Raw genomic sequence first — 16,809 nt, 5'->3', positions numbered from 1 at the left:
GTAATTTCTTGATTATGATTGATGACTGAGTACTGGCTTAGTTATCGTTAAGAATGACAAAGCGACGACTGCCCGGGCGGGTTTTGCTAAATTGCTCAAGCAATTCAGGATGCGCTTTGGTTAGTGATTTGCTATCAAGACTGGTGCTGTCTTTCGAGCGCTTCCATGAAATAGCACCTTTCTCAAATACAGCGACCTCATTGTCGGCAATTAGCGTTTGCAGCTGGTGCTTTACCTGATCATGACGCTGCTCTAACTCTTGCATATAGTCACGATAACTCAGCAGTTGCTCAAATAATTTGTTGGCGCCATCGTCATCTCGCAGATCAACCTTGCTTGATGGTTTAGGGTTTGGATACAGCTGTTTTAATGCCCGAGCTGCCGATTCAGAATGGTCAGGGGTTGGTGGTGTGTCGGTTGCTACGTATTGCCAGAACAGGCGCTCCTGCTCGATGATGGATTCAATCAATCGCTCATCACGCTCAACCTTATAAATTTTCGCCTCATGACCGCAAAGCAGCACACAGATATGCGCTGCAGTTTTGCCAGTGACCGCTAATTGGTGCTGTACTTGGCAAGTGACATATAACGGTACGCCATGCTTCCAAAGCTTGGCACCATGTTCCCCTGCGGTTTTACACTCTAAAATCTGTATCTTATCTGACCCCACCACCGAGTAATCTAAATTAGCCAGCATAAAGTGCTTGTCAGGATCAGGATGCTGCAAGATGGCATTGACACGCCTGACCTTATTGCCAGTGTGTTCTTGATAGTATTTCGCCACCATCGGCTCTAGCGTATTGCCCCAGTAAAGAGGTGAGTAGCCATCTAAGCTCTCATTGATATTTGAGCTCATGCGTCCCGTCTTAATCATCCATAGCTCAAGCATAGATAGGTACGGATGGATACCACAAGCGGCGGCAGCATCAGAGCTGCCAATACCTTGCTTGCGAAATTGTAGCCAGTCTTCACGACTTAACGATTTGGTGTTAATCAAACGCTTAGCTGTGGTTGATGTATTTGCTTGATTAGGTCTACCAACCGCTTCATTTTGCTTTAGCGTGAGCTCTGCTGGTTTGCCCTTGGTTTCAGGCTTAGCAGTTCGCGATGCTTTACCCTTAACGGTGGCACGCTTAAGTCTTGGCTGAGTCGTATTTGTATTGTTTAATGCGATCATATTCATAATGAACTCCTTCGTTAGATTTATTATTGGTTAAATAAACGGCATAAAAAAACCACGCGCAAAGGCGTGGTTGATTCATTAATTAAATACAGTAGCTATGCGACTAGGCAATTAAGCGCAGCGCTTCATCAAGGCTTTTATCTTTAAGCTTTGCTCCTGCACCAAACCAAGCTGAATCAAGACGATGATCTTGCGACATGGCACGGCGTTCATGATCCACAAACTCTGTCATCGCTGACAGCAGGCCATAAGCCGTGTCTTTAGCAGAGTCTAGATCAGCACCGCGACCTTGACCGTTAAACATGTTCATCACCTGATTCATCGCACGGGCATTCGGCACCGCTTCTTTCTCCTTCTTAGCGGTATTAAATAAAATAAGGCCATCGTCTTTGACATCGTTAAACACACGGTTTAAGTAATTGGCGGCTTCTGCTTGCGTCACTCGTCTATTGGTAAGCTGCTTCATCTCATAGTTAAAGTCGTCCCACTGGCTGACAGACACGCCTAGTTGTTGTTTTACCTTGTCGGCATCAAAGGTAGTGCTATGCGGTACTTTGACCACGCCGCCACTACCATCAGCCAGACTGATTGCTAAAGTGTTATTACACACCACACGGATATTGGTGAACTGCGCTGTGGTCGCAAGCGTCCCATCACAAGCGGTTGCAAGGAGCAGATAGCCATGACTGACATCACCGCCTCGTAGAGTTGCCGATTGTCCAGTACGAGCCAATGCCCAGAACTTACGGCCCCCTTTTAACACCCCTGCGGTTTCCAATTCAAAGTCTGCTTGTTCAGTGAGATCACGATAGAATTCTAGAATCTCACTTGGTTGTACTTCTTGATAGCGCTGACTGACCACTGATAATGGCTCTAGGTTATCTGAGCGATACAGCACCTTATTGCTGTCAAACGGCATGATGAGGTTTTGACCTTTATCATTGGTTGCCATGTAGCTGACATCGGATGACTCAATACGCCAATCCATACCTGCCTCACGTGCCCAGACTTCAATAGGCTGCTTGGGAGATAGCTCGTTGCCAAGACCGTGCCATGGGGTTTCGCCAACGTACGCCATTGATTCGAGTAAATGTGCCATAAGAATATTTCCTTTTATTGTTGAATAAAATAAGTGGTTTGATTGATTTCATGCTTAGCTACATGAGTCATTTAAGGTTTTAATAAATGAGCTTTTCAGACGTTAAAGGTATGCTGACAGGTACGGCATAAATAACGTGGCAGGATAGCCGCTCTGAGTAATGGCGGTTGCATCAGTCTTTGTTGTGCCAGATTAATAACGGTAGCAAGGGCGCTGCCTGCGACCATGCCAATCATAGGATTGATCTTGTAGTACTTGCAGACGCTCACACCAAGACCGACAAATAGCTTTGGTGAACACAGATGCTCTGTTATTCCTTGCGTACTGGTCTCTATGTTTTCGATAACGTGTGATGAATGACAGCTTGGACAAATAGGTTTCATAGTATCTCCTTGATAATGGCGCATAAAAAAGGCCTGCTATAAAGCAGACCTTGATTAGACGTTTTGGGGTAGATTGATGAGGCAACGATGACATCGATACTCATCACATAGGGATGCTATATATCTGTAATTATTTTGCTATGAGAGATTCCCACGCGTTTTAGCTGTATTAACCATTAACCTAGCTAGAAGGCATGCTTTGCCCAAAGGCATTCATATTAGGCACAAACACTTTAAGACGTTGATAACTACCATCACGCTTATCAGGACGGGTTAAATACAAGGCAGCTTCAACCGCATTCTCAACTTCTTGCATGTTGTTACGATGGATCATCCCGATACCAAGTTTGCCGCGGCGTGCAAGATCGTCCTTATACTCTTTAGTATTTAAGATAAAGCAATAGCCAACGCCTTCAGTAATCTTTCGCCATTTTTGCCCAACTTGATCAGCCAAATAACTGTCCTTGTAATGTTTTGAGCCATCAAAGATCAATAGCAAATGACAATGAAAACCACCATTATCTTCACCCTGTTCTAATGACAAAGCGTAATGCAATAAATGCGTAAAACAAGTATCGCCATTATGAATGGCATCTCTTAATTTTTTCATATGAAAGTCAAAATCACGGATGGTAATGTGATTACTGATCTCTTGTATGTATTTTAAATCCACTCTCACAAACAATAATCTTGAATGATTTGAGATTAGGTTTCTGATATTAGGCTCTAAGCTTTTGCTGTTTTGATTACTTTGATAACGCCACGCACTGTAGTCTTTTTTATCGCCTTCTCATAACCTGACAGTAAATTAATAAACTGCACTGTTTTTTCATCATCCCAAAAGACGTTATAAGGATAATCGTTACCAATAATTATATTGGTGCTTTCTATAAATGCCTGGAGTGGTTTTGAGTATCTGTCTTCAGGATTAAGGCTAATCATGAACGAGTAATAGAACTCGTTCAATTGACTTTTGACTTGCTGAAAATTAATCGTACCAAATAATACATCTCTAACCAGTCTGTCGACGTTAGAGATGAGTTGTGAGTGATTAACGGTTGAATAGATCATGGCTTGCTTTCCTATGAATATAAAGTTGAATGGGTGCTACATATATTCATAGGGTTGTGTATTTTTTTATTCCTAAGTGCGGATAGCATCCGCCTTGGTTAAGTATTACTTAATATAACTTATATTATCTTACCGTCCTTTTAGTGGTATCTGGAAAGCACCTTTATATTAACTGTGCTTGATTAAATGAAAATCGCAATACAGCAAATCCCTACATTTCAGGGAAGAGGATGAGGATGGAGTTAGCTGATCGTCATTGACGTTAATTTATAAGGATTTTATAGTTCAATCCTATATACTACATGTAGTATTCTATATTTATACCGACGTTTTAATGACGAAAAAATGATGATTTTATGATGCATGAATCAATAGGTAATAATTCAATTTTAATTATTATATAAGGATGTATAATGAAAAACGGATCTGTTAATGGTATAGAGCTATCGAAGAAAAATGAAAAATATATTGAACAAAAGGTTAAAGCTTTGAGTGTGTATAACACTTACTGGTGTTTATTAAATCTATACTCTAGGGGGCAACTACGTACAGAAGAAGTACGGAAAAATGATTCACTATGTAGGGATCTGCTATCAAAGATACTAAAAAGGCGGTATTCCACTAGCCGTAAAGATATAGATGCAATCTTTGAAACAAGTGCTATAAACAATATATCTTTCGCTTATGTAAAGTGGTTCTATGAAAATGACAGAGCTGCATTGTGGTTAATTATGGTTTTAAAGGGATTAGATCTTATAAGCGATCCTATTCTTACTGAAGCTGATATTTCAGTTATTATTCATAATATTATTTTCAATAAAAACATCTTTATTAGAAAGGGCCTCGTTTACGAAGGTGATAGTGATGATGAGGAATGGATAATTACATCAAAAAAGCTATCTTTAACTCATTTAAAACAAGTTTATATTCATAATAAGGTTAGCGAGAAAAATATTAAATGGCTGACTAATCGTGATAATAGTCACAGCTCTAAAATAAACTACGTGTATAAATATATGCAAAATATATATGATATTGATAACTTGTTAATGAATAAAGAACAGAGAAAGAATAGTAATAAATCGAACAAGTATTGCTCAAAAAATATTAATAAGAATGGATATAGACAGGCTTTAATTTATGGCGATAGAATTTTGTTTCCAGAAACAGATACAGATTCTCGGCTTCATCATATATTGGCCTCATTAGATTACTGGACATGTAATGATTTTATGATCGATGAATACAGGGCCGCTAATAGGGCTTTATTCATAAAAAATATGTATGATGCTTGGAATGCGCAACAAAAGCGTGATCGCGATAAAATTAAGAAGCAATATGGTATAGATCTCACCAATGACAACAAGAAAAACCTAAAGCATCTTGCTAAGGCTTGTGGTAAGACACAGAGTGAAGTGTTGAATGACTTAGTTGAATTCGCGCATAGTCAGATACGAAATCAAGAAATTAAGCTAGCCCCATCTTTCCCTAATCAATATAAGGCTTTCGATAAGATAACTCTAGAGAAGCCCTCCAGCTTGCCAAGCGAACATACTGAGAGAGAGGTCATTTCTGAAGACACTTTTCTAACTAAAGATAAGCAAGAGTTAAGTAGCGATTATGATGCAGTTCCAGTTGATCAATCGAGATACGATAATAGTTCTTTTCTCAATAACATACCTCAAGCGCAGTCTTCTAGCTTGCCAAGTGAACGTAGTGATAAAGTTATTTCTAAAGTTAATGAAGAGGCAACAACGTTTGCTACGTCCAAACAAAAAGTCAAATCGATAGAGACATTCCCACCTAAAGGAAACTATGGAAAACAACCTGGAGATTTTGAAAAGGCAGCTGAACAAAATGCTAGATTCATAGAGAATAGAGGGAAAAGTCATTAATCTTTCTGGCGAATCTCATTATTTTATTAGGCGCTCTTAACTATTCTCAATATAACCTTGCAGCTCATCAGCTGTGATACCTTGCTCTAATAGCGCTTTGATCAGATCTTGTTTATCAGCGTTTTGTAATGTGTTTGGTTGCTTACTTGCCAGTGACTGCTCAATCTGCTGACGAGCTGTTTGAAAGTCTACTACCTTACCTTTGTCTCGGAGCAGGTCTAAAAAGTCCGCCCAGACCTGCATGATCTTACGCCGTTCTTCTAAGTGCTGCGCGTGGTTATAAACAGCGCGAATGCTGCTTTTTTTATCATGCGCCATCTGCTTTTCGATCGCATCGCCCATATAGCCAAGCTCGTTTAGGTTGGTAGAGGCGATGTGACGAAAGCCGTGACCTGTCTGTTTGCCTGCGTAACCCAAGATATCGAGCGCATTATTGATAAACTCTTCACTATACGGCTGATGCATACCCGTGTTGTAAAACACATATTCATATTTCCCTGTGATTGCTTTCATCTCTTCTAATACTGCCAGCATTTGATCTGATAGAGGTACGACATGCTTACGCGCAATTTTAAGGTTATCAATATCAACACGCCATAAGCGATTGGCAAAATCGATATGACTCCACTTCATCATACGCAGCTCGATGGTACGACAGAATGAATATGCTAAGAATTTCATACCTAATCGGGTTTGGTCGTGACCATGATAGCCTTCGATAGCTTGGAGTAGGGCAGGCAGCTCATTGATATCTACATGCTTCATGTGCTGACTTTTGGCTTTAGGATAGAGTGCTTTTAGATCATCGATTGGGTTTTGGACGATGATGCGTTCGCGTTTGGCACGTCTTAAAACATTAGCAACCAGATCAATAGTGCGTCTAGTCACCTCACGTGGCGGCTCACCTTTTGTGTTCACACGCGTTTCGATCTCATCTGCCATCGATCGACAATCCTCAAAGCTTACATCTTTTAGTGCAATGCCTTCGAAATGAGGCAATACGTCTTTATGCATCCGGTTATAGTCTTGCTGATAGGTACGCGGCTTAACGTTGCGCTTGCGCTCAGCGAGCCAGCCTAAGGCGTAGTCATTAAATTTCTGCGCGTGGATGTTAGCAAGCTTGTCTTGACGCTTTTTATTTTTTGGGTCGATACCATCAGCGAGCAGCGCTTTAATCTCAGTATTGGCTTGTCTAGCCTCAGACAGCGACATGATGGGGTAAGTACCAAGTGTGAGCCGTGTCTGCTTACCATCAAAGCGATAGGCGCTTATCCATGTCTTTGTACCTGTGCTGCGTACCAAAAGCTGTAGCCCTTGCTGATCACTATATTTATCAGGCCGCGCAGGGGTGCATTTTTCACTGGGTTTGAGCTTGCGTATCTTACTATCGCTTAACATGTTGGTCTATTCCCTATGGCTACAAGCTGTATGAATCAAGAGATACAACAAAAACGTTGGTCTAAAGCTGAATCATAAAGCTTAAATGTTGGTCTTTTTGAGGTCTAATGAAATCATAGACCAACAGATAGACCAACACAAGCCACAGGATAGGTGGGTCACATTGGGTCGAATTGGGAAAATAGCAGGCATAAAAAAAACGCTAGACGCGTTATTTATAAGGGGTTTGATTGGTATATGGGTAGAATTGGGGCGAGGTGGGAAAACTGGGGTTTTATAAGGTTGGCGGTGAAGGAGGGATTCGAACCCTCGATACGCTATGAACGTATACACACTTTCCAGGCGTGCGGTTTCAGCCACTCACCCACTTCACCGTTTTTTGCAAGACCAAGATTTTTGGCTGCCTAAGTATAGCGGATAGCATTTAAAATGTCACGGCCTGCGCAGCATCTTTCTTTATTACTAACGGCCTGCTAGGATAGCGCATACGTAATGGCAGGCATAGATGGTTGGAAGTGGCATGATAAGTTTTTTTAAAGATAAAGCACGGGTCAAAAATACAACCATAATGACCGTATTCACGGTCTCAATAGGAATATCGGCTGCACACGCGGAAGATTTAAGTCAATGTAGCCAGTCTTTTTATGGTGGCGTCTATCCTGAATTCACCAATCCTAAGCTTAGTAATAATACCCAAGCGCTATGTATGGACGGTTTTGCCGTTATGTACTCGGGCGTCTCACGTACCCCGCTGTGGTCAGCAGAATATCTCGACCGTAAGCGCTTGCAACAAGCCAAACAGATTGATCGTGAAGACAGCTTTCATGAAGAAAGCCGCCTGCCAAAATCCATGCGCGCCAAACTGTCCGATTACTCAGGCTCAGGTTATGATCGAGGGCATTTAGCGCCTAATGGCAATATGGCCAATCGCAGTCAGCAATACGATAGCTTTAGCCTTGCCAACATCGCGCCGCAATCGCCGCGCAATAACCGCTATATTTGGCGTAATATCGAGTCAGCCACGCGCTATTTGACCCAGCAATACGGTGAAGTTTATACCATTACTGGGGTGGCGTTTACAAATAAAAAGACCAAACAACTGGCGGATCGTGTGCTGGTGCCCAGTCATTTTTTTAAAGCGGTCTATATTCCAGCGAGCAACCAAGCAGGCGTGTATTATGCGCCCAATGATGAATCAGAGCGTATAGAAGTGATTAGTCTGGATCAATTAACCGCCAAGATTGGCATCGACGTGTTGCCCGTATTAGATGCTCAAACCAAATCGCGCGCGTTTGCTCTGCCGTTAAAAGCAGGTGACAGCTCAGATTTACCCGAAGACTCACCACAAGAGCCTACTTGGATGTTATTTGTGCTGGCTATTATCGATTGGCTCATGGCACAATTAAAAGCATAAGGCGTCTAAATATCACCATATTCTCACAGTATTGCAAATTCACGTAAATTGCTATTAAGGTAGAGGAAGCCCAAATGATTGAACCCTTTATGAATAATCATGAAAGTATGCAAATTGGCGATTTAGTCATCGAAAACCAAGAAGATAAAATCATCATTTATGGCGACATTAATCTAGTCTTTGACGAAGCTGGATACAAGCAAGCACAGCAACTACACGAGCTAACAAGCAAAATTATGCTGGCATTTGAAAACCGCAATCAATATAGTAGTTTTGATGATAAGTCAAAACAAAAAGATGACCAATCGGGTAAAATTATAGACAATCCGTTTCTATAACTGTTTGATATGCTTTTGATTTTAGAGAAATAATAAACTATAAAAAAATTACTAGGCAAAATCTAAAAATTGCTTATAATGGGTCAAGACATCGCTTATGTCGATCGAGATTTCTCTGTCAAACCAATCATTAGTAGCATTTAATAGCATATTAATGAAGGTTACTTGCTTAAAATGAGCGTAGGATCGAAGGGTTTGCAATAAAAGAATGTTGATAAAAGGATAAGCGAGGACATTAGAAACGCAACGTTTCTAGTAATCATTAAATGAAGGGAGTCAATTTATGAAATTATTCACAAAAACCACTTTAGCAGTTGCTGGTATCAGTATGGCAAGCATGGCATTTGCCGCTGACCCATTACATAACACCACTTGGCAGACTTATGATGAAGGTAAGCCAAAAGGTTTGGTTAAAATTACTGAATCTAATGGTGTCCTAACTGGTACCTTGGTTGATACCAACTCAGCTAAAGGTAAGAAACACATTGGTACAACTATCATCAAAGGCCTAAAGGCTGACGGCGGTGGTAAATATAGTGGCGGTACAATCACCGACCCTGAAAAAGGTAAAGACTATCGTATGACCGCCAATCTAAGCGGCAGTACTTTAAAACTAAAAGGATATATCGGTCCATTCTCACGCAGCCAAACGTGGAAAAAGAAATAAGCCAATATAACCTTACTCTATAAAGTTCAGCTATTAGACTGGGCATTATAAAAAGGCACACTGTTAAAGACTATAGTGTTAAAGAATAAATAATCCCGCAAGACTGAAAGGTTTTGCGGGATTTTTGATGGGATAGGTTTTTATTAAAAGGGTTTTATCGATGATTAGCAAATCAACAATAAAACCCTCTTAAATACTTTTTACCTTATAAACTCTGGATAGGCTTCCATACCACATTCTGCAATATCTGCGCCTTGATATTCCTCTTCTTCAGAGATACGCAGACCCATTACGACTTTAATAATGCTCCAAACAAGCAAGCTACTGATAAACACCCAAGTAAAGATGGTTGCTGCGCCAGCAATTTGACCGAGCAAAGTAGCATTTTGGTTGGTCAATGGCACTAGCATCAGACCGAACAAGCCGCACACCCCATGTACAGAGATAGCACCGACTGGGTCATCGATTTTTATTTTATCTAATGTAAGAATTGATATGACCACAATAACGCCGGCTGTCATGCCAAATAACGTTGCTTGCAGCGCCGACGGGGTGGACGGTTCGGCAGTGATAGCGACCAGACCCGCTAATGCACCGTTTAATAGCATGGTCAAATCTGCTTTACCAAAGATGATACGCGCGATAATAAGCGCGCCAATCGCCCCGCCCGCAGCGGCAGCGTTGGTATTTAAAAACACCATGGCAACCGCATTGGCACTGGTGATATCGCCAAGTTTGAGCACGGAGCCGCCGTTAAAACCAAGCCAACCCATCCACAAGATAAGCGTACCAAGCGCCGCTAAAGGTAAATTGGCGCCGGGAATTGCCCGTATCTCACCATTAGGGCCATATTTACCTTTACGCGCCCCTAAAAGCAGAACGCCCGATAGTGCCGCCGCTGCTCCTGCCATATGCACGATACCTGAACCGGCAAAATCAGAAAATCCCAAATCGCCAAGGCTAAATAAGCCAAATACGGCTTTACCGCCCCACGTCCAGCTGCCTTCTAATGGATAGATAAATCCGGTCATAACGACGGCAAACAGCAAAAAAGACCATAGCTTCATGCGCTCAGCCACTGTGCCTGAAACGATAGACATGCAGGTAGCGACGAACACAACTTGAAAGAAGAAGTCGGAAGCCGCCGAGTATACCGCATCGCCATTAAAACCATTTTTAGCTGAAGTCGCCAAAGCATCGACCACCAGGGTTTCAGTGCCTGCGATACCGCTTAAAAACAGATTGCCATCATACATAATGGCATAACCGCAGATCATATATAGGGTACAGGCGGTAGCAAAAAGGGCGATATTTTTGGTGAGGATTTCGACGGTGTTTTTTGAGCGTACTAGTCCAGCTTCTAACATGGTGAAGCCAGCGGCCATCCACATGACTAGCGCGCCACAGATTAAAAAATAAAACGTATCTAGCGCGTACTGGAGCTCAAAGATTTGATTTTGCATATTAATTCCCCCTTGAATAGATGCAATACAGTGATCGAGATGACCTATAAATCTGTGTTTATAAGTGGTCTAGCGCTTAATTATTCTTAACTATTAAATAGCGTCAGGACCTGTCTCACCCGTACGAATACGAATGACTTGTTCAAGATTGGTCACAAAGATCTTGCCGTCACCGATTTTGCCGGTACTGGCAATGCGCGTAATGGCTTCGATAGCAGGCTCGACCATCTCATCCATCACTGCTACCTCAACTTTCACCTTAGGTAAAAAGTCCACCACGTATTCAGCGCCGCGATAGAGCTCGGTATGACCTTTTTGACGACCAAAACCCTTAACCTCGGTGACGGTGACACCCTTTACACCGATGTCAGAAAGCGCTTCGCGCACATCATCGAGCTTAAATGGTTTTAAGATCGCAGTGATTAGCTTCATAAAAAAATCCTTATATAGATGATGTCGCAGGTTAATAGAGACCGTTTGCTGGCTCGTATTATTGTCAGGCTCATGGTAAATAGTTCAAGAATTGTGCCAAACCTACTCAAGGGGGTTGGTAGGGTTGCGCGCATTTGCTTAAAAATAACCATGATAATGACAAAAACTCTTGCCTATATCGCAACAATAACTATGCTTTTAGGGATATAAGTTGGAGCTATCAACCTTTAACGTTGGGAGAATAAACACTTTATTATAACCAACTTTTTAAGCCCTTGGGGAGGCTATCACTTTATTTCATGTGACGATTTGATAAGAGGTTTGATAAGAAAAATGGGAAGAGATAGGAGAAAAGTAAGCGCGTAAGCATTGTAAAAACGTCGATTATTAAAAACGCCATTATGAATAATGGCGTTTAAAATTAAAAGTTTATACATAAAAAGAAGGTTTTAAGCTTTGGGGAAGAGTAAATACGGGGTCTTGGTACTGCCAAGTAGTTTTTTGGTTTCACTACCTTTTAGCAGCTCAAGCAGACGCGGTTGCCCAAAGGCGCCGGTCATCAGCAGCCCAATATCATTTTTGCTTTGATAGTAATTTAAGGCAGCGGTCACATCACGGCAGTCGAGCAAGGCTTTTTTACACTTGATACCCGCTTGTTTAAGGCGCGCATAGGCTTCCCGCAGTGCATCGCAGTTTTCTGAGTTTTCTTTAGCAACCATGACAATATGTACGGTCAACGCACGAATAAGCGGCGTTTTACACAGCCAATTGAGCAGCTTATGCGAAGTTGGACTGTTATCAAAAGCAAATAACGCCGTCGTTGGGGGCAAAAATGGTGCATGCGTCACCAAAATGGGGCAGTGGCTCAAACGTATCAGCTGACTCAAGGTTGATTTGCAAGTCACATGATGACCGATGACCATTAATTGTGCTTTGTCATCGACGTAATCAATACTGTCACTCAGACTTTCATGCCGATGTAAGGTATAAGTTTTAAGCTTGTGACTTTGTTGCTCACAATAAGTGCTGGCCTGATGCAGCAGCAGTTTACCTTGGGCTTTTAGCTCGCTATTGCTCAAATGCTCTTGTGCGGTGAATTGGTCTAGCAAGACATTTTCATCGTCAATATTGAGACAACCAGAATAATCAACGGCAGCTTTTTGTTGCAAACTTGGTACAGAGTGCAGCAGACCAATGGGTGCTTGCAGACGAATAGAGGCCCACATACTAGCATCCAATACCGCTTGCACATGATTGGGACAGTCCAAGCAAGCAATCACACTATCTGGCTTCAAATTACTCATAAGGGCACCACATATCTCAATAATAAAATCAGGCTCACGGTTTAAAGGAGTGCCTTTAAGCCGCGAGCCTGATTTTATATACCAATATAATTGCTGAACAATAAAGACACTATTGCGCTCAGCTTGATAACAGCAATACCGTTTTGTTTAATCTAACAGTCCAATATCTCGGCGATCGTGAATCGAAAAGCGATCGATAAGGGTACGGCTGGCGCTGTTGAGTCCAACCACTTTGACATCAATACCTTCGCGCTGCAAACGCATGACCAGTTTGTCCAAGGTATCGACGGCACTCACGTCCCAAAAATGGGCGTGGCTAACATCAATTTGTACGCTGTCCAACGCTTCTTTGGTATCAAAGCTTTGCAGAAACTGCGTCGTTGACGCAAAGAAAACCTGTCCTTGCACATAGTAATAACGAGTGTTGCTACTGTCGTCATACTCACTAAAGACCGTTAAGAATTGCCCGATCTTATTGGCAAACGCCAACGCTGAGAGCAGCACGCCAACGCCGACGCCGTACGCGAGGTTATGGGTAAACACAGTGGTTATCACGGTCGCCAGCATCACGATATTAAAGGACAGCGGGTGGGTTTTAAATTCTCGAATAGATTGCCAATTAAAGGTACCGATAGAAACCATAATCATCACCGCTACCAAGGCTGCCATCGGAATTTGGCTGACCCACTCACTTAAAAATACCACCAAGATGAGTAGCACCACGCCAGCAATAAGCGTTGATAAACGCGTACGGCCGCCAGATTTGACGTTAATCATTGATTGTCCAATCATCGCGCAGCCTGCCATACCACCAAAGAAGCCTGATACGACGTTGGCCATACCCTGACCACGGCATTCGCGGTTTTTATCACTGGGCGTATCGGTCAATTCATCGACGATGGTCGCGGTCATCATAGATTCTAATAAACCTACGATGGCAAGCGCGATAGAATAAGGCGCGATAATGAGCAAGGTTTCAAAGTTCAGCGGAATGTCAGGTAATAAAAACACCGGTAAAGAATCGGGCAAATCGCCCATGCTACCGACGTTACGAATATCAAGATTCATATACATGGCAACCGCAGTCAAACCAACGATACAAATCAGCGGTGACGGAATCAAGCGTCCGATTTTAGGAAGCAGCGGAAATAAGTAAATAATCGCAAGGCCTGCCGCCGTCATGATATAGACCGTCATGCCGACGCGCTCAGTCATTGGGTTCAGCTCAGGCAGCTGGGCGGCAAAGATTAAAATCGCCAGCGCATTGACAAAACCGATGACCACCGAGCGCGACACAAAGCGCATCAAGTTACCAAGTTTTAAAATACCCATGATGATTTGAATGACGCCGCAAAGTAACGTAGCGGCAAGCAAGTACTGCAGCCCGTGCTCGGCGACCAAATCAACCATTACCAGTGCCATTGCGCCAGTCGCCGCCGAAATCATACCCGGACGTCCACCGACAAAACTAATGACCACGGCGATGCAAAATGAAGCATATAAACCGACTTTTGGGTCGACACCAGCGATAATAGAAAAGGCAATCGCTTCTGGAATCAAGGCTAGTGCGACCACTAAACCTGATAACGTATCACCGCGAATATTGGAAAACCACTCTTCACGCAAACTGCCAAAAAAAGATGTCATAAGTAAACTGTATAGGGTTAGAGGCAAAAAAAACAACCATTTATGATCGAGCAATAAAGCGTTACCCTAAAATGATTGTATCGAGACTAACGGTTATCGACCTTTATAGCGGTATCGCACAAACCGTTACCCTTAATCAGTAGGATAACAGCTCTTAAAAACATGAATAAGTGTTTGCCGTGAAATACGGCGGAAGAAGATACGTCTCTTGTCAGACAAAACGCCAAAATATAGGGCAGCGGTTGCTTATCATATCCACCTCAGCATAAAAAACATAACTGTAGGACGATGACAATGGCGCGATAAAGGTGACAACATGCTAAACTAAAATGCTAAATTGAAGATTTGGTTAAAGAGCGCTTACTATCGTAGCGCTTCTTATTAAGGCGGCTATTATAGCATTAGCGGCGCAATATAAAAACAGGCGCATAATAACACAAAGCCTCAAAAAACCAGTACCGAAATTGCGGCAATGGCTTTATGATGCTCATCAGCCAAAGTGGCTTATTGACACAGGTTCAGACAGATTTAGGCAGACTTGCTCAAACTGGCTTAGAATGCTTGTAGCCCTGACGTTTAGCGTAAAGCTCACTATAAAAGCGATTATCAATACTATTAACAAAGCCAAGATACTTGATACAATTTTGTTCGTCCAATAGATAAAGGGAATAGATATGACCACTAACACCGCAACAGAAGCCTTACTCCATAAGGGCAGTGGTTTACAAGTCGTGGTCGGTTTAGGGCAGTCGGGGCTGTCGGTTGCGCAGTATTTGACCAAGCAAGGTTACCAAGTCGCTGTCACCGACAATCAAGTCAGTCCCACTTTAGCAGACCAATTGCCTGCTGCTGTTGAGATTCGCCAGTTTGGCGCGATAGACGCCGATTTATTGCAACAAGCCGCTCGCATTATCATCAGCCCAGGTATCTCCTTAAAAACCCCAGCGGTTGCTGCGGCGAAAGAGGCGAATATTGCCGTTGTCAGTGACATTCAGCTATTTTGTGAAGCGTGCCGCGTACCGATTGTTGCGATTACAGGCTCTAACGCTAAAAGTACCGTCACCACCTTGGTTGGACAAATGGCCGCCGATGCCGGAGTCAATGTTGGCGTAGGCGGCAATATTGGCGTGCCAGCACTGACGTTACTGTCTAATACCGAGATGGAATTGGCTGTTATCGAGCTATCAAGTTTCCAGTTAGAAACGGTGACCAATTTAGGCGCACAAGTGGCAACGGTACTTAACATGTCTCCTGACCACCTAGACCGCCATGGCGATATGCTCGGCTACCATCAAGCCAAGCATCGCATTTTTCAAGGCGCCAAGTCTGTAGTGATAAATCGCGAAGATGCCTTGACGCGGCCGCTAGTGGCGGATAATTTGCCACGCTTAAGCACGGGCATTCACGCCCCTGACAAAGGTCAATATGGACTGATTACCGACTCAGAAGGGCAGACGTATTTGGCCCGCGGGACCGAGCGTTTGCTGTCGGCAGACAAACTGCGTATCAAAGGTCGGCATAATTTACTCAATGCGCAAGCAGCTTTGGCTTTGGGTGAGCTTGCAGGCTTACCGCTTGATAGTATGCTCGCCACCTTGCAGAATTTTACAGGACTTGAGCATCGCTGCGAATATGTGGCTACGGTCGATGGCATTGATTATTTTAATGATTCTAAGGGTACTAATATTGGCTCAACCATGGCGGCAGTCGAGGGCTTAGGAGCGGTATATGCGCCTAAAGATGGTAAGCTACTATTAATTTTAGGTGGGCAGGGTAAAGGTCAGCAATTTGGCGAATTAACGCCATTTATCAATCAATACGTCAGCCAAGTGTTGTTTATTGGCGAAGATAGCCAGCAGATTGAGCAACATTTACGCGCCGCTGGTATCAACGACGATGATGTCTATATGCATCAATGTCAAACGCTAGAAGGCGCTTTTGCGACGATACAGCAAGTCACAAAAAGCAGTTTATCGCAGGTACAAGCGGTGCTCTTATCACCAGCTTGTGCCAGTTTCGATCAGTTTAGTGGTTTTGCGGAACGCGGCAAGTACTTTAGTCAGCTGGTCAACCAGTTAGACAAGGCTTCATAAAGCATCTTGACGCTTTATCATACGTTTTGACTTAAAGTAGTATCAGCGTTAGGTTTTAAGTAGTTTTACTGATGTTATAAAAATGGAAAGCGTTTTTTGATAAATGATTGTTTTGCTTATAAATTGCTGCTACTGTCAACTAGGTAATAAAGCGGACGACAAGCGATTTGCAAACCATCGTTGCTATTCATGTTGCTAACCACTGTACCATTAATACTGACAAGCTAAACGATTAACAATCGGGGTTTGTCGCCGCTTTGCTGTCTGCTATTATCTATTGGATAAAATCAACTTCATTTTTTTAAACGGTGGCGTTTTATAACGCCGTGTTTTCTCGTTTGCTAGTGTATACAAAATTATGGCGCTCTCTTCTTTTTTTCGATCAAACTCTCAATCGCCGCGAGCTACTGGCTCAGATGGCG

General features: G+C 42.8%; 15 protein-coding genes and 1 tRNA gene. 5 read left to right on the top strand and 11 right to left on the bottom strand.

The features are described 5' to 3' along the window. Positions 1 to 37: 37 nt before the first annotated feature. The 5 genes from AB8P72_RS12600 to AB8P72_RS12580 all read right to left on the bottom strand — a co-directional run bounded on the left by AB8P72_RS12600 (position 38) and on the right by AB8P72_RS12580 (position 3,736). Complete coding sequence (locus AB8P72_RS12600) at positions 38 to 1,183, bottom strand: YqaJ viral recombinase family protein (RefSeq protein WP_369957830.1); 1,146 nt, start codon at positions 1,181 to 1,183, stop codon at positions 38 to 40. Positions 1,184 to 1,286: 103 nt separating this feature from the next. Then, positions 1,287 to 2,282, bottom strand: coding sequence for a DUF932 domain-containing protein (locus AB8P72_RS12595; protein ID WP_369957829.1), 996 nt, complete (start codon positions 2,280 to 2,282; stop codon positions 1,287 to 1,289). A 95-nt stretch (positions 2,283 to 2,377) separates the two neighbouring features. Further along, complete coding sequence (locus AB8P72_RS12590; RefSeq protein ID WP_369957828.1) at positions 2,378 to 2,665, bottom strand: hypothetical protein; 288 nt, start codon at positions 2,663 to 2,665, stop codon at positions 2,378 to 2,380. Positions 2,666 to 2,846: 181 nt separating this feature from the next. Beyond that, positions 2,847 to 3,338: a hypothetical protein gene (locus tag AB8P72_RS12585; RefSeq protein WP_369958299.1), complete on the bottom strand. Its 492-nt coding sequence runs from the start codon at positions 3,336 to 3,338 to the stop codon at positions 2,847 to 2,849. A gap of 53 nt (positions 3,339 to 3,391) precedes the next feature. Next, on the bottom strand, positions 3,392 to 3,736 hold the full coding sequence (locus AB8P72_RS12580; protein WP_369957827.1) for a hypothetical protein: 345 nt from the start codon (positions 3,734 to 3,736) through the stop codon (positions 3,392 to 3,394). Between the two features lie 413 nt (positions 3,737 to 4,149). Here AB8P72_RS12580 and AB8P72_RS12575 point away from each other — a divergent pair, with 413 nt between their 5' ends. Then, positions 4,150 to 5,631, top strand: coding sequence for a hypothetical protein (locus AB8P72_RS12575; protein ID WP_369957826.1), 1,482 nt, complete (start codon positions 4,150 to 4,152; stop codon positions 5,629 to 5,631). Positions 5,632 to 5,667: 36 nt separating this feature from the next. On the opposite strand, the gene AB8P72_RS12570 is transcribed toward AB8P72_RS12575, so the two are convergent. After that, entirely contained in the window at positions 5,668 to 7,029 is a 1,362-nt protein-coding gene (locus tag AB8P72_RS12570) for a tyrosine-type recombinase/integrase (protein WP_369957825.1), read from the bottom strand. Positions 7,030 to 7,312: 283 nt separating this feature from the next. Then, positions 7,313 to 7,403, bottom strand: a tRNA-Ser gene (locus tag AB8P72_RS12565). 146 nt (positions 7,404 to 7,549) lie between these two features. Here AB8P72_RS12565 and AB8P72_RS12560 point away from each other — a divergent pair. From AB8P72_RS12560 to AB8P72_RS12550, 3 genes are all read left to right on the top strand, one after another. Beyond that, positions 7,550 to 8,443 (top strand): DNA/RNA non-specific endonuclease, encoded by an 894-nt coding sequence (locus AB8P72_RS12560; RefSeq protein ID WP_369957824.1) that lies wholly within the window; start codon positions 7,550 to 7,552, stop codon positions 8,441 to 8,443. Between the two features lie 74 nt (positions 8,444 to 8,517). Then, on the top strand, positions 8,518 to 8,781 hold the full coding sequence (locus AB8P72_RS12555; RefSeq protein ID WP_369957823.1) for a hypothetical protein: 264 nt from the start codon (positions 8,518 to 8,520) through the stop codon (positions 8,779 to 8,781). A 283-nt stretch (positions 8,782 to 9,064) separates the two neighbouring features. Next, entirely contained in the window at positions 9,065 to 9,448 is a 384-nt protein-coding gene (locus AB8P72_RS12550; RefSeq protein WP_068404286.1) for a DUF2147 domain-containing protein, read from the top strand. 200 nt (positions 9,449 to 9,648) lie between these two features. On the opposite strand, the gene AB8P72_RS12545 is transcribed toward AB8P72_RS12550, so the two are convergent. The 4 genes from AB8P72_RS12545 to AB8P72_RS12530 all read right to left on the bottom strand — a co-directional run bounded on the left by AB8P72_RS12545 (position 9,649) and on the right by AB8P72_RS12530 (position 14,294). Further along, positions 9,649 to 10,911, bottom strand: a complete 1,263-nt coding sequence (locus AB8P72_RS12545; RefSeq protein WP_369957822.1) for an ammonium transporter — start codon at positions 10,909 to 10,911, stop codon at positions 9,649 to 9,651. Between the two features lie 93 nt (positions 10,912 to 11,004). Next, positions 11,005 to 11,343, bottom strand: coding sequence for a P-II family nitrogen regulator (locus AB8P72_RS12540; protein ID WP_011514651.1), 339 nt, complete (start codon positions 11,341 to 11,343; stop codon positions 11,005 to 11,007). A 449-nt stretch (positions 11,344 to 11,792) separates the two neighbouring features. After that, complete coding sequence (locus tag AB8P72_RS12535) at positions 11,793 to 12,647, bottom strand: universal stress protein (RefSeq protein WP_191690682.1); 855 nt, start codon at positions 12,645 to 12,647, stop codon at positions 11,793 to 11,795. Positions 12,648 to 12,794: 147 nt separating this feature from the next. Beyond that, entirely contained in the window at positions 12,795 to 14,294 is a 1,500-nt protein-coding gene (locus tag AB8P72_RS12530) for a SulP family inorganic anion transporter (RefSeq protein ID WP_369957821.1), read from the bottom strand. Positions 14,295 to 14,968: 674 nt separating this feature from the next. Between AB8P72_RS12530 and murD the strand changes: the two genes are divergently transcribed. Then, entirely contained in the window at positions 14,969 to 16,387 is a 1,419-nt protein-coding gene (murD, locus tag AB8P72_RS12525; protein ID WP_369957820.1) for a UDP-N-acetylmuramoyl-L-alanine--D-glutamate ligase, read from the top strand. Positions 16,388 to 16,809 lie beyond the last annotated feature (422 nt).

This window comes from Psychrobacter sp. CLB018 (assembly GCF_041222815.1).
In the GTDB taxonomy this organism is placed as follows: domain Bacteria; phylum Pseudomonadota; class Gammaproteobacteria; order Pseudomonadales; family Moraxellaceae; genus Psychrobacter; species Psychrobacter faecalis.
The sequence above is the reverse complement of the archived record's forward strand: the minus strand, read 5'-3'. Positions and strand labels throughout refer to the sequence as shown.